Genomic DNA, 18,852 nt, shown 5'->3' on the forward strand with positions numbered 1-18,852 from the left:
GCCGGTCGTCGAGCTCGCGGCAGATGGCCAGATCCTGAGTGTGGGCGTCGATCGCTTCGTCGAACCGCCGCACCTCCTGCAGCGCGAGGCCGAGACTGTTGAGCGCCATGCCTTCGCCGTGCCGGTCGCTGGAGTGGCGGGCGGCGGTGAGGGCGTGCTGGGCGAGGGCGAGGGCGTCGGTGAAGTAGCGGCGCCAGTGCAGATACTCCGTCAGGGTGTTTGCCGCGTGGGTCGCGAAGGCCGGGTGGGCGGTGGCGGCGGCGAGGAGGTTGCTGCGTTCGGCGTCCAGCCAGGCCAGTGCGTCGGCGCGGCTGGTGAACCGGGCGGGCAGTTCCTCGCCGGGCAGGGCGCGCAGGTGGTGGTCGGCCGCGTCTGCGGTGGCCCGGTAGTGCTCCAGCAGGCGGTCCAGGCAGTCCTGGCGGGTCTGGGTGTCGTCGATGTGCTGGTGCTGGTGGTGGGCGTAGAGGCGGATCAGGTCGTGCAGGCGCCAGCGGTTGGAGCCGACGGGCTGTTCGGTCAGCAGGCTGGCGCGGGCCAGGGCGGCGAGCAGCGGGCGGGCGGGGGTGTCGTCGTTGAGGACGGTGGCGGTCTCGGTGGAGATGTCCGGGCCGGGGTTGCTGGACAGTCGGCGCAGCAGGCGGGCTGTCTCGGTCGGCAGGCGCTGGTAGGAGAGGTCGAAGGCGGCCCGTACCGCCAGGGTGTGGCCGTCGTGGTCGGCGTAGTGCAGGGCGGCCAGCCGGGTGTGCTCGTCCTTGAGCTGGCCGGCCAGGGAGGGAAGAGGCAGGCCGGGGTCGGCGGTGAGCAGGGCGGCGGCGATCACCAGGGCCAGTGGCAGCCGCCCGCAGTGGTCGGCGATCTCGGCGAGTGCGGCCGGGTCGCGGGCAGGGCGCAGGTCGTCGGGGTCGGCGCGGGTGAGGGAGCCGGCGATCAGGGCGGCGGCCGGGGCGGGAGCGAGTACGTCCAGGGGCAGGCGGCGGGCGGCCAGGGCGACCGGGTCCAGGCCGTGCCGGGAGGTGATCAGCAGCCGGTGCGGGCGGGGGCCGGGGAGCAGCGGCAGGACCTGCCCGGTGTCGGCGGCGTCATCGGCGACGATCAGCACCGGCTCCCCCCGCCCGGCGCGGGCCGCCAGCTCCGCCTGGCACAGGGCCCGCTGTTCGTCGAGAGTGGGGGGCAGGTCCTCGCCGGTGATGTCCAGGCCGCGCAGCAGCAGACCCACCGCCTTGTCCGCCTCCACGCGCCGCGCCGGGTCGTAGCCGTGCAGAGTCACGAACAGGGCGCCACCCGGGAACCAGCCCCGCGCTACCGCCTCGTGTGCCACCTGAAGCACCAGAGCGGTCTTGCCACTCCCGGCCAGCCCCGCCACTACCGCCACCGTCGGCATCCCCTGCGCCGCGGGATCGAGCAGGCCCAGCAGCTGATCGCTTTCCTCCGCGCGGCCCACCAGATGCGCCGGAGGCGCCAGCAACGTGGTCAGCGCCTGCCTCTCCCGCGTCTTCGCCGCCTCGTAGTAGTCGCGCCCGACCTGGAAGATCCGACTGTGTCCAGAGGCCTGCGCTGCAAGGCCTGGCCGGGCGCCGGAGCCCTTGCCCGGGTCGCCGGTCACCGGCTGCCCCGCCCGCCGCCGGTATGGTCGTCGCCGCCGGTCTGCCGGACCTGGCCGTACTCCGATGCCTTCGCATTCAGCCGCAGATCGTCCGGCACCGCCCCACCCGGCCCGCCACGATGGCCACGCACCTGGTCAACCCACCCGTGCCCTGTGGCCTCGCCTTCGACGCTGCCCCCGCCCTCCCGCTCTTCGGCAGGTGGCTCTCGTCCCGCCCACCAGCCCACAGCCATGCCCACCGCGCCGGCCGCCACCGCGGCGAACGCGGCCGCCACCCCCCACCGCTCCGCGTCCCCCGCAGGCAGCCACCCCCAGACCACCAACCGCGCTCCCCACAGGCACACCACGAACGTGACCACCGCCGCGGCCACCGCCACCAGCCACCGCACCGACCGCACCATCCCGGCCCCCCTTCGCCACGACGTACACCCAGCCTGCCACCGCTTCGACTCGCCGCACCCCTTAGTTGCACGACCGGAGCACCGTCATCTGCGGCTGGCGACACGCTTTCTACCGGCACCCCAACTCCTGGGCTCCCGCAGGGGCTCCGCCGTCGTGCGGTCAGTCGCCCGGCCCGGGGGCGAAGGGCGGGGTGTCGGCAGCGGCCAGGTCCGGGCGCGCCCGGTGCCACCTCGCCGGGTGCCGCCAGCGTCCGGCGCCGTCCCGGGCGACGTCGACGCCGAGCTCGACCACCAGCTCGGGCCGCACGAGGGTGACATGCAGGCTTTCGCGGGTGCCCCACCCGGCGGAGAAGGTACGGCCCCTCCAGGGGTGGTCGGCTCCGGCCGGGGTCAACAGCTCGGCCAGGGCCCGGCCCGCGGCCTGCGGCACAGTGGTGCTGCGCCCGAGGTAGCGCAGGCGCCCGCCGGTGTCGTAGCGGCCCACCAGCAGCGTGCGGGGCGCGGCCGGGCGGCCGGTGACCGCGCCGACGACGGCGTCCTCGGTCACGCGGATCTTGTATTTGCGCCAGCCGCGTACCGACGGCTCGTAGCGGCCCTCCAGCCTCTTGTACACCGCCCCTTCCGCGCCGACCGCGGTCTAGCCGGTCAGCCACTCGCGCACGGTGGCCGCGTCCGTGGTCGAGGGGCACAGCGCCCAGGGGGCGGTGAGCTGGTGCTCGGCGAAGAGGTCCTCCAGTGCCGCGCGGCGCCGCCAGTAGGGCCAGGCGGTGGTGTCGGTGCCCGCCAGGCGCAGCAGGTCGAAGGCGACGAAGTGGGCGGGGTGTTGCTCCGCGAGGCGGGCCGCGCCGGCGCCGCGGCGGTGCAGACGCTGCTGAAGCCGCTCGAAGGCGAGCCGGTCGGCCTCCCACACGATCAGTTGGACGGACAGGGTCGCGCCGATCTGCTGTACGCCGAGGCCCTCGCTGTGGCCCGTCGACTGCCACTGCCGTCGCCCGGCCGTGCCGCGCCACGCGTCGCACTCACCGCCGCTTCCCGTCCGTGCCCGGTCGAGATGCGCGGTAGAGGCCCTCGCCGCGGCCGCGCTGATGCCCGCCTCCAGGCCGCGCCCGTCGCGCCGGTCGTGCCCGCGCCCGCGACCGCTCGCCGGGGCCGTCCCGGCCGTCGATGACGTCGGCCAGGAGCCGGAGCTCCGCTAGGACTGACCTGCGATCAAGTCCGCGACTGGCGGGTGCTGGGCCCGCAGACTGGACGCAGGAGGCGGCCCTCCGCGCCCGTCCTCTCCAACGGTATTTACCCAAGCGGAAGTTGACTGCCGTGTGAAAGTAACTCCCTTCATAGCCACAGGGTTTACCTTTCCAGTGAAGTGCGCGATGCGCTCCAGGGTTGTTACCAGGCAAGAAGCGTGAGCCTTGCGGAGTCCCGCAAGTACACTCCCGCGCGACAGAAATGTCCGAATCGGACGCCATGAGCCCGTTTTGATCCTGCGATTTGTGTTCGAACGATCTTGCCACGTAAGATTCAGGTAAGAACTCGGGGTGACCTCCCGAGTTCACGGAACTTGATACCTGGGGGGGAATAATGCGTTCCTTGCACGGTAAGCGGGCGATAGCTGGCGGCGCCATCGTGACGGCGGCAGCACTTCTCATGACTGCTTCTCCGATGGCTTCAGCGGAGCCGAAGTTGCCCACGCCCGAAGAGGCGATGGCATTCTCTTTGGGTAAAACTCTCACGCTCAAGATTCAGGACGGGACTGCCACCACGGCAGAGATCGAGAACTTCAAGAAGCTCTTCCCTGATGTAGCGAAGGTTCTTGAGGATCCGTCACAGACCGAGGTTTCAGTACAGGAAGCCGTGATTACCGAGGACGGGGAAGCGGTTTCCCCGGAGACTGGTAAGCCCCTGACTGCCGCCCAGCTCGCTGAGATCGAACCTCCGGCCGACGCTAAGCCGAGCGACCCCTCCGAAGAGGAGGAGACGCCCGAGGAGACCGCAGTGGACCCCGCCGCGCCGCCGGCGGAGGCTGATGGCGACTTGACCGCCAAGGTCAAGGGCGGCAAGTGGAAGATGACTCACATCACCCACACCCACCGAAGCTACCTGGGTCAAACTATCCTGAAGTACCACACGTACGCCCGCTTCAATTACAAGGGCGGCAAGGTGCGTGCCTGGGGTAAGCGGTACGACCGGTTCAGCAACGAGTCGGACGTCGTTAAGATCGGCAGCAGGATCGAGAATCGGAAGTCCAAGGTACCGGCCTCCTCGGCCACCTCGATGATGAAGCGTCACGTGGAGCTCTGCTTCGCTGGTTCCATCGGCTGCTACGCGAACATCTACCCGTGGGCTAAGGTGAAGGTCTACGGAAGCGGCAAGACGAAGGTTGCCGGTAGCGGCGCTTAAAGCAGGGAAGCCCAAATGATGTCACTCGTCGCGCAAATCATTTTGATTCTTGCGATCTTCTTTGGCGTATTGACTGCCCTCGGGTCCGGTTTCGGAACCTTGGAAATCATCATTTGGTTTGCGGTCATGATCGCGGCACTAGTTTTTGTCATCAAGCGATACCAGCGGTCAAGGAACTCGAATTCCTGACTAGCTTCTCCAGAGAATTCCTGCTGCCGAACGCGAAGGGTTCGCCCGCAGGATGAGAATGGCCCTCCTCGTTGCGTGACAGGGAGGGCCATTCGCCTTTTCCTTGCATTGCGGTACCACGTACTACCCGTATCTACGACGCCTCGGCTGATGGGATCTCCTGCCCAGCGCCGCATGGTCGCGGCCGCCGTAGACGCCGCGAGGCCGAACGCCTGCGAGAACGAGCGCCGCGCGGCCGTCGCGCAGCGGCTGCACCAGGACGTGACGGCCGAAGCGCGCCGCCAAGGCCCGCGCCGAAGCCGAAGCCGCAGCCGCGCAGCCGGCCGACGTCGTCGTGGCCGAGCCGGTGGCCCCGGTCTGCTGCCCGCGCCGCGCCCGGCCGCTGTCGTCCCCGCTCCGGAGCCGGGGCCTGCCGATGCCGACGACGGCCAGGAGCTGGTCGTCGAGGACTTGATCCCCGATCAGGTGCGGGATGGGCGGGTGCGGGCGCTGAAGGACCACCGGGTGGTGTTCGAGCACATCGCCCGCTACGGCGAGGCGGCTGTTCAGCAACCAGCTGGTCGACCAGGCGCAGCGCCTCTCCCGCCTCGGCCACCTGGACCTCGGCTGCACCACGTGGGGGCAGGCATGAGCGGCGGCGAGACGTCCGGCGTCGACCTGGTCTGGGTCGCGCTGCGGGCCGCGAGGGAGGCGGCCCGGAGGAACGGCGTCGGCCAGAAGTCGAAGACGAAGCAGCGGCCGGTCCGTACGGTGCGGCGTGACGGGCGCGAGCCGATGGGCCTCGGAGCGGTGATCGGCGAGGCCGGTCTCCTCGCGGCCGCCGGGTCGGCCGACCCGACTGACCCGGTCGCCGTCGCGGCCGTCGCCGCCGAGGTCCTCGACTACCGCACTACGGACATCACCGAGGCAGTCCGCGACGCCGACGTCGTCCTGGAGCGCCGAGTTGCTCCCGCTCTCTAGCGGGCTGTCTGGTCTGCTGTCCGTGCGCGGTCAGTCGTTGCTGGTGGCTCGGGGAGTGTGCCAGGCGGCGTACAAGGTGCCCAGGGCTGTGGCCAGCAGCGGTGTCTGGTCGGCGTGCAGGACGGGCGAGCAGATCAGGATCACGCCGGTGACCAGGACGGCGAGGAAGACGGCGAGGTCGGCGTGCGGCGTCGGGGCGGGGCGGCGGGAGGGCGTGGTCACGATGTCCTCGTCTCTGTCGGATCGGGCTTTGCACACCCGACGTTGCCTCTGCTGTCATGGTGGTGGCCAGGCTGACGGGGTTGTCCGCTGGACGGGCCTGAACAAGGGCCTGGCCCGGACGCCGAGGGGGGCGCGTGCCGGAGCGCAGAGAGACCGGGGGACGGCCGTGGGGGCCGCTGCGTGGCGAGTTCCAGGAGCTCAACGAGCTTGCCGTGCTGCTGCGGGGCTGGGTGGACGAGGCGCGCCTTGGTGTGGAGGGGCTGCGGGGAAAGCTGACGCCGGAGCACTTCGCGAGCGGCCGGGTGCCGGCAAAAGCGACACTGTCAGCCTGGCTCAGCGGCAAAGGGCTGCGCTGGGAGTTCGTCGAGGCCGTCGCCGACGCGTGCTCCGCTTCCCACCCCGCCCTCGAAAGCCGCCTGGCCCGGGCTCGTCCTCTATGGCAGCGCTACCAGCAAGCGCCCACCCCCGCAGCCGCCGGCCCTGAACATGCTGAGGCCGGGCGGAAAGAACTTCTGCGTGCCCAGCGGCGCATCATCGATCTGCAGGAGCAGCTCGCCCGCGCCCACCACGCCTACAGCGACAGCCAGCAGGCCCTGGCCCATGCCGTTCCGCTGGCCATCCTGCTGTCCCAGATGGTCGGTCGGCTCACTGCTCAGATCGACGCCTTACGTGCCCGGCCCGCCGCCAGTCTGGGCGACCTCGACCTGGCACGTGATCAGCTGCACCACGCCCAGAGCGAACTCGCCCGGGCCCAGGCCCAGCGCGACGAAGCGCAGAACCTGGCGCGGACGGCCGAGAGCCGGGTGGAGGAGCTGGAACAGACACTGCGCACGCTGCGCGTCTCCCCGGCTGCCCCGGAAGACACCGCACTTGTTGTCCCGGCCAGGTCCGCGGACCCGTTCACAACCGATATGGGCCATGCCCTGGAGAAGGCACGCATAGTCAACGAGTTCACCCAGACGCTCACCCAGGCCGCCCGCGACAACCTGGCGCCCCCCTGCCACCCCGCCGTACCAGACAACCCAGACAACCCCGTGACCAGGGCACAACCGGCGAACAACCCGCCCCTGCACGGCCGTGAAGCCATGCCTGACGCCGGCGTGACACGCATCCTTGTCCAGCCCTCCAGAGCAGGCCACAGACCCAAGAGCCTCTGGCCATCAACGGCAGTTAGGCTCTGGATCGCCCTTGTCGGCGCGTTGCTGCTCACCGTCAGCACGCTTGTCCTGAACAGTGACGCAGGCCGACCCGGCTCCGCAGTACTGCTGTACGTCAGCACCGCCGACGCCGTAGAAGCCGTCCATGCCGACACCGGGCGCAGACAGTGGCGCTATGCCAGCCGGGGAGACGGCTGGCGGGACATGGCCAGTGCCCGTGGCACGCTATTCGTCAGCGACATCGACGGCCATGTCGATGCTTTGGACACAGCCACCGGCACCAGGAGATGGCGCGTCACCGTTCCACGCGGCGAGCACCCACCACAGATCACGCCACCACAGATCACCCGGCGCTCCAGCACCCTCTACATCATTCATCCCAACAATGGGCTCATCGCTCTGGACGCCCGCACCGGCACACGGCGCTGGACGGCAGCTGATGTTGACGAGGGTGTGCCGGTGCGGGCCACCGGCCACGCCGTCTACGCCGTCAGAGACAACCGCCTCTCCAAACTCGACGCTTCCACTGGCAAACCGCGCTGGAACTACAGGCTGGACCACTCGGACGTGGCGAACACCGTGGTCGTCCATGGCAACACCGTCTACCTGTGCCTTGACCAAGCCGTGGTGATCGCTTTAGACGCGGCCACCGGCAAACAGCGCTGGAGCTCCGACTTGAACAGTGCCCCAGGCAGCCCCAGGGGCAAAGGTCTTTCCGCAATCGCTTCGCGCGACACCGTCTACGTCGGCGGCGCCTCCGCGCCCACCTCAAGGGTCATTGAAACCCCCGTGATCGCGCTGGACGCAGCCACCGGCAAACAGCGCTGGAGTTTCCCCTCCGGAGCCTCCTCGTCCGGCTATGCCACTATGCAGGCCAGTGACGTCGTCCTCATGCTGCGTGACGGCCAGAAGGGGAGTAAAAGCGCCGCGTTCGCGCTGGATGCGGCCACCGGCAAGCAGCGCTGGGGCATCCCGGGCTCGGGATGGTTCGGCTTGCCCGCAGTAGCGGGAGACACGGTCTACCTCACCAGCTTCGAACGCTCCCTTGCCCTGGACGTGGCCACCGGCAAGGAACACTGGCGCTTCCCCGACGGAAACCCTGTCCCGCAGCCCGAAACCACTGACCACACCGTTTACATCGCTGGAAACCCCCGGAAGGGCAAACGGTCCCACCAGGTGTACGCGCTGGACTCCTCGACCGGCCGCAAACGCTGGAACTACCGCGCCACCGCCGCGATCGAATCGCTGTGGCTTCCCTCCACGCAGTAACCGCCCCCTCATGGCAGCGGACACCGCCCTTGCCGGCCCTCTGCTGGAGCCCCGTGCAGCTCGGACACCCCGCGAGGTGACCGAGGCGTATATCGGTGAGATGCGGCAACGCCACATGGCCCAACTCGTGGACCAGCCTCCTGCCACGCCGCGCTCGACGCGCAGCTCGACCACATCGCACGCACCAGGTAATCCCGCACGGCGCGCACATGCCAACCCTCGGTAGAAAGGAGACCAGGACCGGGGGGCGCCTACCGTTTGCGGGACTGCCGCAGGACACGTCACCTTCGACGCGGTGGTGGCGGCCGGGCCAGCCGAGGGCCTGCGCGGCCTGGAGGGCGGTGGGGAAGTCCTCGGCCGCGCCCCCGCCTCCCGCCAGGGCATGGCAGCACGTCGCCGACAGCGGCGGCCACCTCGCCTCCGCCGCCCACCTCGGCCTGGCCCACCTCGCCCGCCTTGCCGAAAGTCCCGGTCGGTTTTGGCCCGGTAGTACACCGCCACGTCCCGTAGCTGCGCGGGCAGCAGGTCGGCTGCGGCGACGGCGGGATGCCTGCAGTTGGTGGCCTCTGCGGCCCTACCCTTCGATGTCTCGGTTGGGGAGGCCGGTGAGACGTGCCTCCGGCCAGCCCGAGAGGTTCCAGGCTTGGCGTCGGCCCGTGCCGGTGTAGAGGGCACGGGGACCAGGCCCCGGCCCCCGTGGCGGGATGCAGTACGGCCAGGGCCACCCCGCACAGCAACGTTGCCAAGCCGTGTGGCCACCCGTGCTGCGGCGGTGTAGCGAGCGAGCGCGCCGCAGTGCCTCGGCGCACGACGCGGGATCGGCCGCGCCGGCAAGCACGGCGGTGCGCCAGGAGACTTGTACGTCACCGTGCGCGTCGTCGACTGATCAGCCATCGGAATTCGGGGTGCGAAGCTCCGGCGCTCCGGTACCGGGCGCTGCCGTGCTGGACGGGGCGGCCTGGTCGTCGTCGACGGCCCAGAGTGCGCGGGCGAGGAAGTACAGGGCGACCATCCCGGCGTGGATGAACGCGCCCCAGCCCACGATCAGCAGAGACAGCCCCGATCGACCAAGCCGGCCCCGAGCGCCGTAGCCCTGCACCAGGCCCATGGGGAGCGTGCAGCGAGGGAGGCCGGGGCGGAGGCCGCGGTCCCGCAGACGGCGCCCCTGTGCGGCACCGCTTGAGGAGGGGAGAACCCGAGGCGTCAGGGGTGGCGGGCGAGGACGTCGTCGGTGCGGGAGTCGGTGACCCGCGTCGCGGCAGCTGGCGCGGCCGCAGCCAGGCGTCGGCCCTCCCATGTCGGCCCGCATTGGCAGCAGAGCGGGTATCTCCGACTCCGCGCTGCCCATCACCACGGTCTGCACCAGGCGCTGATCTCGCTGCACGCCCCCGTACTGGCCAGCTCGTGGTCTTGACCCAGTGTCCCTCCGCGTGCGGGGGCCCCGGAAGCACACCGCCTTCATCAACGTCGGAGCTCGCGCTGTCTCCGGCACCTTCGCCCCGCAGGAGGCGGTCGACCGGGCCGACCGCGTCCGGCGGGGCCATACCGCCCGGGCCACGCGGAACCTCCTTCATGGCCACGCCCAAGTCGCGGTCTCCAAACGTGCTGTCGAGACAGATCAGCCGCGGCTCAGCGCGGGCACGGCGGCGGACGGCGCGGAAGCCGCGCCTCTGCGCGGCAATGAGGCGTCAATTCCGCTTGTGTGCGGGTGAATTCGAAAATCAGGCGCGCGTGACCCTGGGTATCGCCGGTCCGATAATTCGCCAGGGTCCGCCACCCTTTGAGCGCTCATAGGGATCTTGCCTTTGGCATAAGAATGTCTGCCGGGCGCCGAGCCGTGTCCGAAGTTCCGGCCCTGCACGTTGCGCACAGCCGCGGGCTGAGCCGGTGACCAAGGCCGTAGTGGGGGCGTGCGGCCGTCCGGCCGGGAGGCAGGGTGTCGTCCCGGAGTGACTCTTCGAAGGAGCATGCGCACGCGAGTGTGCGCTGAACTGCGATGTTGAGCAACTTCATGAGCGAGGCATGGCCCGAGTACGTCGCGGGGGTACTGGCCCTGGCCACCGGCGCCGCGGCCAGCGCCCTGATCAAGGCATGGCGCCGGCGCAGGCACCTTAGGCGGCGGGATGAGGGCACCGCCGACAGCCCTGAATAGCCACGCACCCTATTTCGAGAGGAACGACCGACATGCTGGAACCGAATAGTGTCGTCTTAAGGACGACAAAAACCGTCGTCGTTAAGACGACGCCGCCTCGGCGCCCCGAGGCGGAAATCAACCGTGCTGGTGCCTGGCGCCATCTGTGCACCCCCAGGCCCCCGGAACCGGACGAGTGGATGGGGGAGATGGCGCAAATCGCGACCGTGCTGGAGCACAGCGGAACACTGGCCGACGTCGCCGCCAAGTACGACCGCATCACCGAGCTCGTCGAGTGCGACGCCGTCGACGAGCTCAGCGAGACCGACGCGCTGGCCGCCCTCCTGGTCGTGCGGACCCTGCGCGACAAGCTGCTGCTGGACGAGCAGCGGCTGATCGCCGCCGCCCGCCGCCAAGGGGTCACCTGGACCCGGCTCGCCGCGGCCCTGGAGGTGCGCACCCGTCAGTCCGCCGAGCGCCGCTACCTGCAGCTGCGCCGCGACCTCGACGACATCGTCGGCCATCCTCTGACCCAGAACGAGCGCGTCGAGGCCGCCCGCACCCACCGCGACCGCAAGGCCGAGCAGCGCTGGGCCGTCGACCACCAGGTCGCCATCGTCGCGCTCGCCCGGCGCCTGGCCGCCGTGCCTGGCCTGCAGCAGCGCGCGGACCGGTGCCCCAAGGTCGCCCGCGCCAACGAAGTCGCCGTCCTGCACGCCCGCCGGGCCGGCGAGGCGGACCCGGCCCCGATCCGCACCGCCTGGCCCACCCGGCTCGTCCACGCAGTACAGGCCGAACAAGCCCATCGCACCGCAGAGGCCGAGGAAGAACGGCGGGTTCCGAGCCTCGAGGACGTCAAGGACGCCGGACGCCCCGCTCCGCCCGACCCCGCCCGCCTGACCTTCGCCCAGCAGGCACACCTTATCCACGAGATGTTCGGCTTGATCGGGTACGCCATCGACAGTGACAGCGTCGAACTCAGCGATCACGCGGACCTGGTGGCGGCAGTCCGCGAGCTCTACGCCAAGGCCGGCCCTAACGCCCCTCGCGCCCCCGAGGACTACGCACCACGCCCCGTGCGACGAGAAGGGGAGCACAGCAACGGCCAGGCCGCTGAGTGATGCCAGCTCACCTGTCACGTTCCGCGGGGACAGGGACCGGCTCGAGCACGCGCTCAGCAAGGCTGCCTCCGGCGTCGTCTGCCGCATGCAGGAGGCGAAGGAGACCGCGTCCTAGCCTACTGACGGCAGCGACGTCGGCGGCATGCCCGGTGCCCGCGCGGCCGCGGTGCGCCGCGCCCGGCAAGAGCGCACGGCCCGGGAGTCGGGGACGACGGCCGGCGTTCCGGAGTCGGCCGTACTGCGGAGCACGGCCTGAGCCAACTGGCAGATCAGATCCCCCTGTTACTGGTGGTTGTCCCGGCGTAGCGTGACGGGTACACCTCTGGTACACCGTGCGTCGAATCGCGCACCGAAGGGGGAGTCGTGCAGGCAGGGACCGTGCTGGACGGCCGCTACCGGCTGATCGAGCCGATCGGTGCGGGTGGGTTCGGGCAGGTCTGGCAAGCACACGACCCGCGCGTCGACCGCCTGGTGGCGGTCAAGGTCCTCACCAGCGACGGCAGCGCGGACCACGACCGGCAAGTGGCCCGGTTCACCCGCGAGGCCGCGGTCGCCGGCGGCCTGTCCCATCCGCACATCGTCACCGTGCACGACTTCGGCTCTGCGATGCACCACGGGCGGCCGTACGCCTACCTGGTGATGCAACTGCTCCCTGGCAAGTCCCTCAGCGCCGCCCTGGAAGACGCCGGGCCCATGCCCCTGTCGACGGCCCTGTACACGGCGGCCTGTGTCGCCGACGCCCTGGACGCCGCGCACGAGGCGGGCCTGACCCACCGGGACATCAAGCCGTCCAACATCATGGTCCAGGAGAACGGCGAGGCGACCGTCGTGGACTTCGGCATCACCAAGGGGAGCGACGCCCGGCACGACATCACCACCACCGGCGTCCTGATCGGCACCCCGGCCTACATGGCGCCCGAAGCGCTGTCCGGCGCCTTCGACTTCCGCTCCGACCTGTACTCGCTCGGCTGCGTGCTCTTCGAGATGGTCACCGGCCGCCGCCCCTTCACCGGCGCGGCCTGGCACCTGATCAACCAGCACCTCAAAGAGCCGCCCGCCCCACTGCGCACCCTGCGCCCGGACGCTCCGGTGGAACTGGAGCGGCTGGTCGCCCGGCTCCTGGCCAAGGACCCTGCCCAGCGGCCGGGCAGCGCCGATGAGGTCTATGACCTCCTCGAAGAGATCAACGACCGTCACTTCGGCGACGCCCCGGCGCCCAGCCGCGGGTCCGACATCGCGTCCGAGGTCTGGCTCTCCCCGAGCGAAGCCACTGACGGTGCGGTCATCCCCATGCGCCTGACCGCCCACCAGACCTGCCCCGACTGCGCCACCACAGGAGACGAGACGAAGGTGCTGGACTGCTCCACCTGCAGAGGGGAGGGCAGGGTCGTCGCGAAGCGGCACACCTACAAGGTCCGCGTCCCCGCCGGCGTCAAGAACGGGCAGAAGATCCGGCTCAGGGAGCTCGGCGCGCCGGGAAAGCACGGCGGAGCGCCAGGAGACCTGTACGTCACCGTGCACGTCATCGACTGATCAGCCATCGGACTCCGGGGGGCGAAGCTCCGGCGCTCCGGTACCGGACGCTGCCGTGCTGGACGGGGCGGCCTGGTCGTCGTCGACGGCCCAGAGTGCGCGGGCGAGGAAGTACAGGGCGACCATCCCGGCGTAGATGAACGCGCCCCAGCCGAAAATCAGCAGAAGGACGGGACCACCCGCGCACGCGCGGACCGGACGCTGGGCATGCTGGGTTCCCCGAACCCCCTTGGGGGACCACCTGCGCAGCGCGGACCGGATAGCGCAGCATCCCAGCCGATCATGATCCGGGTGGGACCACCCGCGCACGCGCGGACCGGACAAAGTGCGGGACGCGGAGCCTCATCGCGGACGGGGACCACCCGCGCACGCGCGGACCGGACATGAACACCGCTCGGCTTCCTCTCGCTGGGACCACCCGCGCACGCGCGGACCGGACGCCGACGGCCAGGTCCGCCCCCTGCACGACCCGGGACCACCCGCGCACGCGCGGACCGGACACCCGTTGGTGTCGAAGAAGACCCCGGCGCGCAGGGACCACCCGCGCACGCGCGGACCGGACGGGCCGTGACCTGCATCAAGGCTGGGGCGGGTACCGCTTTTCCGTGACTTCCATCTATTCCGGCATTCCTCGCATACGTGGTGGGGTGCTCACTTGCGTGGCACCGCTGCCCACCCTCCTGGTGGAGAGGGTGGAGCTTTCCGCTTCGTCTTGCCGCTGCTGCTGTGCAATCCACGGACGCTCTACGCCCCCGTCCGGGGGCCGATCCTGCCACCCCGTAACGGGTTGGCAGGCACGAGAAAAGTAACCCCTAGCACCGTATTTCGACCAGTTCGACACGAATTGTCAGACCCTCCTGTCAGGCTCCTGGCCGTGATGGATGAAGCACTGAGCCCCCGGCAGGTGACGCGCGTCGTGCGACTGCCTCTGGACCCCACGCCCGTGGAGCAGGCCATCCTGCAGCGGTACGCCGACTGCTCGCGGGCCTGCTACAACTTCGCCTTCTCCCTCAAGGACGCCGCACAGCGCCGGTGGGCCGCGGAGCGGGACCGGCTGATCGCTGACGGGATGCAGGAGAAGGCCGCGAGGAAGGCCGCGACGGCGCGCTTTGCGGTACCCCGTCAGTTCGACCTCCAGAAGATCTTCCTCGCGGTGCGGGACAGGCCGTTCACGGGGCCCGAGCGGGCCGGCGAGCCCTTTCCGCGCTATCGCTACCGCTGGTGGGCTGGCGTCAACGCGATGGTGTGCCAGCAGGCGTTTCGGGACGCCGACAGGGCCTGGTCGAACTGGCTGAGCCGCTCGCGGGAGGGGCACGGCTACCCGCGGCCCAAGCAGCGCGGCCGGTGCAAGGACTCCTTCCGGCTGCCCGGCGTGAGCCTGGCCGCCGAAGACCTGCGGCACATCCGCATCAGCGGCGAGCGCCGCCCCGGCGGCCAGAAGGCGTTCCGGGTGCGGCTGCACCGCCCCGCCTACCGCCTGGCGCGCCTGCTGCAGCAGGGCGGCCAGGTGAAGATGGTGACGGTCTCGCGCAGCGGGCCGCGTTGGTTCGCGGCGTTCAACGTGCGGCTGCCGGCACCGCCGGCGGTGGTGGCGACGCGGGCTCAGCGCCGGCGGGGCGCGGTCGGGGTGGACCTGGGGGTGGAGGTGATCGCCGCGACGTCCCAGCCCGTCCTGCTGCAGGGGGCGGTCACGCAGCTCGTGGCCAACCCGCGGTACCTGGCCAACGCCCGGCGGGCGCTGGCCAAGTGGGAGCGGCGCAAGGCGCGCCGCTGGGTGAAGGGGCTCCCGGCCGGCCAGCAGTCCAGGGGCTGGCACGAGGCCAAGGACCATGTGGCCAAGCTGCACGCGCTGATCGCGGCGCACCGGGCCAGCACCCAGCACCACCTGACCAAAGCCCTGGTCACCCAGTTCGCGCAGGTGGTGATCGAGGACCTGCAGGTGAAGAACATGTCGAAGTCGGCCAAGGGCACGCTCGAGGACCCCGGCAGCCGGGTGCGGCAGAAGGCCGGGCTGAACCGGGCCCTGCTGGACGTCGGCTTCGGGGAGATCCGCCGCCAGCTCGCCTACAAGGCGCCCTGGTACGGCTCCGTGCTGAGCGCGGTCAACCCGGCCTACACCTCCCAGACGTGCCACCGCTGCGGGCACGTGGACAGCAAGTCCCGGCGCACCCGCTCGGTGTTCGAATGCACAGCATGCGGAACGCAAGTACACGCCGACATCGGCGCCGCCCACAACATCCTCGCCCGCGGCCAGCAGACACCGGCCGCACTCTTCTGAGGACGCCGCGCCGGGAGGAGAGGCTGCGGCCGCTCCGCTGTACCGCTGCCGGTCGGTGGGGGTGAGGGGACTTTGCCGATGAGGTGGGCGGATTGGCGTACTGCACACCCAGCAGTGCGAAGGACTTCACATGATGAGAGACCTTGGCCTGAATGCGCCGCTCAGTATTCGCCAAACGTCATCCGGAACGCGCTCTGCTAATTTGCTCATAGCGCTTCCCTGTTTGCTTTCGAGGTCGTACGGTGACTTCTCGTCTGCAACGGAAAACCTCGAGACCGCATACAGGACGCGAGGAGCGTCATGAAAAAAGCCACCAGGAGATCACTGGCCATCCCCATCGTTCTCGCAGGAATATCGCTGCTCCTGTCTCAGCCGGCAAGCGCCCAGTCAGATCCCCCGAGATGGGGGTGGGCGCAGACCTGGTACAACGACGAAGGCACGATGAAGAAGCACGCAGATTTTCCGTGCCTTGACGACCACGAGTGGCCGTACCCGCAATGGCCCATCGACTGGGTGTACAACGTTGACTGCCCCAGGCGATTCTGGCTCCACGAGAACCGCGACCACAGCGGACACGACATCTGCGTCGGCCCAGGGAAGTCCAATTTCATCCCGGAAAGGTACAGCCGCCCGGCACTTATCGCCGTCGGCGCGCGCAAACCGTGCCCGTGAGCATCGATCGAACAGCGGCGCCTGAGCAGGCGGCACGAACGGTGCCCCTGCTCAGTCGCCGCCGAGATCCAGCTCGCAGGCGGGCCCTTCGGGGGCGGGCGAGAGATTCGGCACGTGACTGGAAGGCCGAACGGTATATGTGCTTACACGGGATGCGGGCGGCTCAATAAAGAGAGCGGCCCACGTTCCAGATTGCACTACCTCCCCCTCCGTTGACCGAAGGAAGAACGTGCCCTCCAACGTCACTAGATAAATTGGCCCACCGGGAGCGCATACATCATCTCCGTGAATTTTCTTCATCGCCCAATTTCGCGTAGTCAGCGCGACGCGCACATTCTTGGGGCGACTCTCATTCCATTTATGTGCCCAGCTTCGAACTATCCGGCCAATACGGTGAAGCTCTTGATCGCCGATCCCGCTGTACGGCATACCCTCCCCTTGCCTATCAAGGTGGATCGTCAGACTGATTTTAAGCTCCGGGTTGCAGACTTCTCGCTCTTGATGGCACAGCAGTTGTTTTGCACTCTATAACCTGTTGCGGTTCCGTTGTGTCGAACTCTGACGCTACAGTGTGCTCTCAAAACCCAGAGGAGATGCTGTCGTCTACAAGGGAGCCCATGACGGTCCGGTAGGCGCCCCGCCGCGCACTCGGCGAGGCGGACGGCAATGCCCGCGACGAGCGGTGGCCAGGTCAGCCATCGGTCGGGAAAGGTACCGTCGCCCCCGATATCGCACACATGCTTGAAGGCTCAGGCAGGCCGGGCAACGCAGACTTCACCGTGGAGCCGGTCTGCGGCCTGGCGAAGCCATCAGCCACGGAGCTGAAAGTGCACCGCCGCCGTACCCAGTCCTTGTGACCAGGGGCCCGGGATGCCCGCACCGGGTACGACCCTGGACGGGCACGATATCGTGGAAGGCCTGATGACCGCCGCACATGATCTGGGGGAGTCCCGCGTGGCCGATGACCGCATCGAGCAGAACGAGATCGACTCGCTGACCCGCCGCGTCGAAGCGGTGGAGGACCGGGTGGAGTCGCTGCAGGTGCAGACGGGCGGCAACTTCGCTGCTGTCATCGAGGGCCAGGCCGCGCTGCGCCGTGAGGTGCGCGAAGGTTTCACCAAGGTCAACGCCCGCTTCGATGCCCTCGAGGAGAAGATGGACCGGCATCAGGCACAGATCGTCGAGCTGCTGTCGGCGCTGGTCGGCAAGTCTCCGAACGCCAGCTGAGCAATCTGATCAGGGCTGAGACTCCCGTGGCGGGGGTCCAGCCCTTTTTCGTGCCTGCTCGGCAGATATCTCCTCCTGCGCCCCGACGGCGCGTGCATCTCGGCGCCTGTGCCTGCGCGGTCTGGAGGGCGGTGGGGAAGTCGCCGGCCAGGCGGGCGAGGTGGGCCAGAGCGCGGCGGGCGGCGGTGGTGCGACCGAGGTCCCGGTCAGCTTTGCCGAGTAGCACACCGCCATGTCCCGTAGCTTCGCGGGCAGCAGGTCAGCTGCGGTGACGGCGGCGAGGCGGGTGGCGGTGCGCTCGCGGTGTTCGTACTGCCGGCGGGCGAGTGCGCTGAGCGGTTCGACCAGAGCGTCGGCGGCCGTCACCAGGCCACGGTCCGGGTCGGTGGGCGGTGTGGGCGGGGCGAGGGGTTCCCAGATGGAGTCGCCGACGTAGCGCCAGGCGGCCTCGGGCAGCCAGCCCGGCCAGGCCGAAGTCGCGGGCCAGGGTCAGGCCCTGGCGCAGGCGGGCGATGAGCGTCCGGCGGTCGCCCGCGATGGGGCGGTGGCTGAGCTCGGTGAAGGCGCGCTCGGCGGCCTGGTGCCAGTCGGCAGGCATCCAGCGGTCATCGCTGTGGCCGCCTGCGCCCCGCAGGGCGGAGCAGTCCAGGGCATCAGGGGGACGGGTTGTCGGCCGACAGGCTCCTGACGGATGACGGGCTCGATGAGGCGGCTCGCAGAGGCCCGCTACGGGCGGCCCACCCTCCCAAGTCGGTGCAAATATGCAACGTGCCAAGCAGGTAGCGCGAGGATCTTGCAGCGGTTCGGACTGGCGTTGACAGAACGGTCATTCCTGTTGGCGCGTGATCCGGTTGACGCAATTCCGGTATGTCCGGAATTTCCGTGAGCACTGAAAGCGTGGGCCAGGGCTCGACTGTCTCAGTTTGAACGGAACTGGTCATTCCCGCTCACTCTAGAGCGGGTGCGGCGTCATTATTGAGCCTAATGGCGAGAAATGTGCGCCTGGGAGCGATCGTGGGGGCGTACCCGGGTTTGGGGTGGGTGCGTGGTCGCATATGCCCATAACGCTACGTGGCGATAGCGCGACGATCGGTCCGCGAAGTAGGGTCCGGGTCACCGGTATACAGCCGGGAAGACAGCGCCCTGGCGGGCCGGTCAAAACCATGCCAGGGCCTGTCGATCTTCACCATCCAGTCGATGACGAACAAGGGGAGTTCCCTCATGTCACCAGACCAGTATCAGTTCCGAAGTCAGGGCCACGGAGTGTCTCTGGCTTCGGGCTGCGAAGCTATCATGCCGTTTTCCACGGCATTTGAAACGGCCGATGACTTCTCGGTCACGGCACGCGGTGCCTTCTTCATCGCGCTCCTGGTGCTGCCGCTCATTGCCATCAGCGGCACGGCGAGCCCTCTCGCGCTCACGCTGGTGACCGTGGCGGCAGCCGCAGGGCAGTCAACGTACGTCGTCTACCGGCGAGTTCGCCGCATGTGACCTTGTGCGGCCCTGCGGGGCCGCACACCCGCGGCCGGGGCCCCAAGCGGGCCCCGGGCCGTCACGACGACCCGCGTCAGCGATGAATTAGCTGTGGTCTGGGCCATCAACGACCGCCCAAGCGCGCGAAATGGCCCGGCAGCATCCCCTGAAAGGGGCACCCCGTGATGGCACTACCCCGGCGCCGGATCTGCGCGAACT

At 69.4% G+C, this 18,852-nt stretch carries 15 protein-coding genes and 1 CRISPR repeat array; of the genes, 8 read left to right on the forward strand and 7 right to left on the reverse strand.

From position 1 onward, the window contains the following. The 4 genes from IE330_RS22130 to IE330_RS39110 form a co-directional block, all read right to left on the reverse strand. Window positions 1–1,603: AAA family ATPase (locus IE330_RS22130; RefSeq protein WP_373314703.1), on the reverse strand; the 1,603-nt coding region annotated here is incomplete at its 3' end. After that, window positions 1,600–2,004, reverse strand: a complete 405-nt coding sequence (locus IE330_RS22135) for a hypothetical protein (RefSeq protein ID WP_190137833.1) — start codon at window positions 2,002–2,004, stop codon at window positions 1,600–1,602. The genes IE330_RS22130 and IE330_RS22135, both read right to left, overlap by 4 nt. A gap of 160 nt (window positions 2,005–2,164) precedes the next feature. Continuing rightward, window positions 2,165–2,617, reverse strand: a complete 453-nt coding sequence (locus IE330_RS39105) for a hypothetical protein (RefSeq protein ID WP_229925828.1) — start codon at window positions 2,615–2,617, stop codon at window positions 2,165–2,167. 24 nt (window positions 2,618–2,641) lie between these two features. Then, the gene (locus tag IE330_RS39110; protein ID WP_229925829.1) at window positions 2,642–2,914 is read right to left on the reverse strand and encodes an ATP-dependent DNA ligase; all 273 of its coding nucleotides are present in this window, start codon (window positions 2,912–2,914) and stop codon (window positions 2,642–2,644) included. 677 nt (window positions 2,915–3,591) lie between these two features. Between IE330_RS39110 and IE330_RS22145 the strand changes: the two genes are divergently transcribed. Continuing rightward, window positions 3,592–4,401 carry a hypothetical protein gene (locus IE330_RS22145; protein ID WP_190137834.1) on the forward strand — a complete coding sequence of 270 codons (810 nt, stop codon included), beginning with the start codon at window positions 3,592–3,594 and terminating at the stop codon, window positions 4,399–4,401. Between the two features lie 312 nt (window positions 4,402–4,713). Here IE330_RS22145 and IE330_RS22150 read toward each other — a convergent pair whose 3' ends face one another. Further along, a complete protein-coding gene (locus IE330_RS22150) occupies window positions 4,714–5,142 on the reverse strand; it encodes a hypothetical protein (protein ID WP_190137835.1) in 429 nt (142 codons plus the stop codon). Window positions 5,143–5,217: 75 nt separating this feature from the next. Between IE330_RS22150 and IE330_RS22155 the strand changes: the two genes are divergently transcribed. Further along, a complete protein-coding gene (locus IE330_RS22155; protein ID WP_190137836.1) occupies window positions 5,218–5,550 on the forward strand; it encodes a hypothetical protein in 333 nt (110 codons plus the stop codon). Between the two features lie 30 nt (window positions 5,551–5,580). On the opposite strand, the gene IE330_RS22160 is transcribed toward IE330_RS22155, so the two are convergent. Beyond that, window positions 5,581–5,772 (reverse strand): hypothetical protein, encoded by a 192-nt coding sequence (locus tag IE330_RS22160; protein WP_190137837.1) that lies wholly within the window; start codon window positions 5,770–5,772, stop codon window positions 5,581–5,583. A gap of 134 nt (window positions 5,773–5,906) precedes the next feature. Between IE330_RS22160 and IE330_RS22165 the strand changes: the two genes are divergently transcribed. Continuing rightward, window positions 5,907–8,198 carry a PQQ-binding-like beta-propeller repeat protein gene (locus IE330_RS22165; RefSeq protein WP_190137838.1) on the forward strand — a complete coding sequence of 764 codons (2,292 nt, stop codon included), beginning with the start codon at window positions 5,907–5,909 and terminating at the stop codon, window positions 8,196–8,198. 886 nt (window positions 8,199–9,084) lie between these two features. Here the strand turns inward: IE330_RS22165 and IE330_RS22170 are convergent. Next, a complete protein-coding gene (locus IE330_RS22170) occupies window positions 9,085–9,306 on the reverse strand; it encodes a hypothetical protein (protein ID WP_190137839.1) in 222 nt (73 codons plus the stop codon). Window positions 9,307–10,538: 1,232 nt separating this feature from the next. Between IE330_RS22170 and IE330_RS22175 the strand changes: the two genes are divergently transcribed. From IE330_RS22175 to IE330_RS22195, 5 genes are all read left to right on the forward strand, one after another. Next, window positions 10,539–11,450: a hypothetical protein gene (locus IE330_RS22175; protein ID WP_190137840.1), complete on the forward strand. Its 912-nt coding sequence runs from the start codon at window positions 10,539–10,541 to the stop codon at window positions 11,448–11,450. Window positions 11,451–11,813: 363 nt separating this feature from the next. Then, window positions 11,814–12,983, forward strand: coding sequence for a protein kinase domain-containing protein (locus tag IE330_RS22180; RefSeq protein WP_190137841.1), 1,170 nt, complete (start codon window positions 11,814–11,816; stop codon window positions 12,981–12,983). A 293-nt stretch (window positions 12,984–13,276) separates the two neighbouring features. Further along, window positions 13,277–13,545: direct repeats of the CRISPR family, unit length 29 nt; unit sequence GGGACCACCCGCGCACGCGCGGACCGGAC. 354 nt (window positions 13,546–13,899) lie between these two features. Beyond that, entirely contained in the window at window positions 13,900–15,261 is a 1,362-nt protein-coding gene (locus tag IE330_RS22185) for an RNA-guided endonuclease InsQ/TnpB family protein (RefSeq protein ID WP_190137842.1), read from the forward strand. Between the two features lie 1,542 nt (window positions 15,262–16,803). Further along, on the forward strand, window positions 16,804–17,160 hold the full coding sequence (locus tag IE330_RS22190; protein WP_190137843.1) for a hypothetical protein: 357 nt from the start codon (window positions 16,804–16,806) through the stop codon (window positions 17,158–17,160). Between the two features lie 1,197 nt (window positions 17,161–18,357). Beyond that, window positions 18,358–18,651, forward strand: coding sequence for a hypothetical protein (locus IE330_RS22195; protein ID WP_190137844.1), 294 nt, complete (start codon window positions 18,358–18,360; stop codon window positions 18,649–18,651). Window positions 18,652–18,852 lie beyond the last annotated feature (201 nt).

Source organism: Streptomyces longispororuber (assembly GCF_014656095.1).
GTDB lineage: Bacteria > Actinomycetota > Actinomycetes > Streptomycetales > Streptomycetaceae > Streptomyces > Streptomyces longispororuber.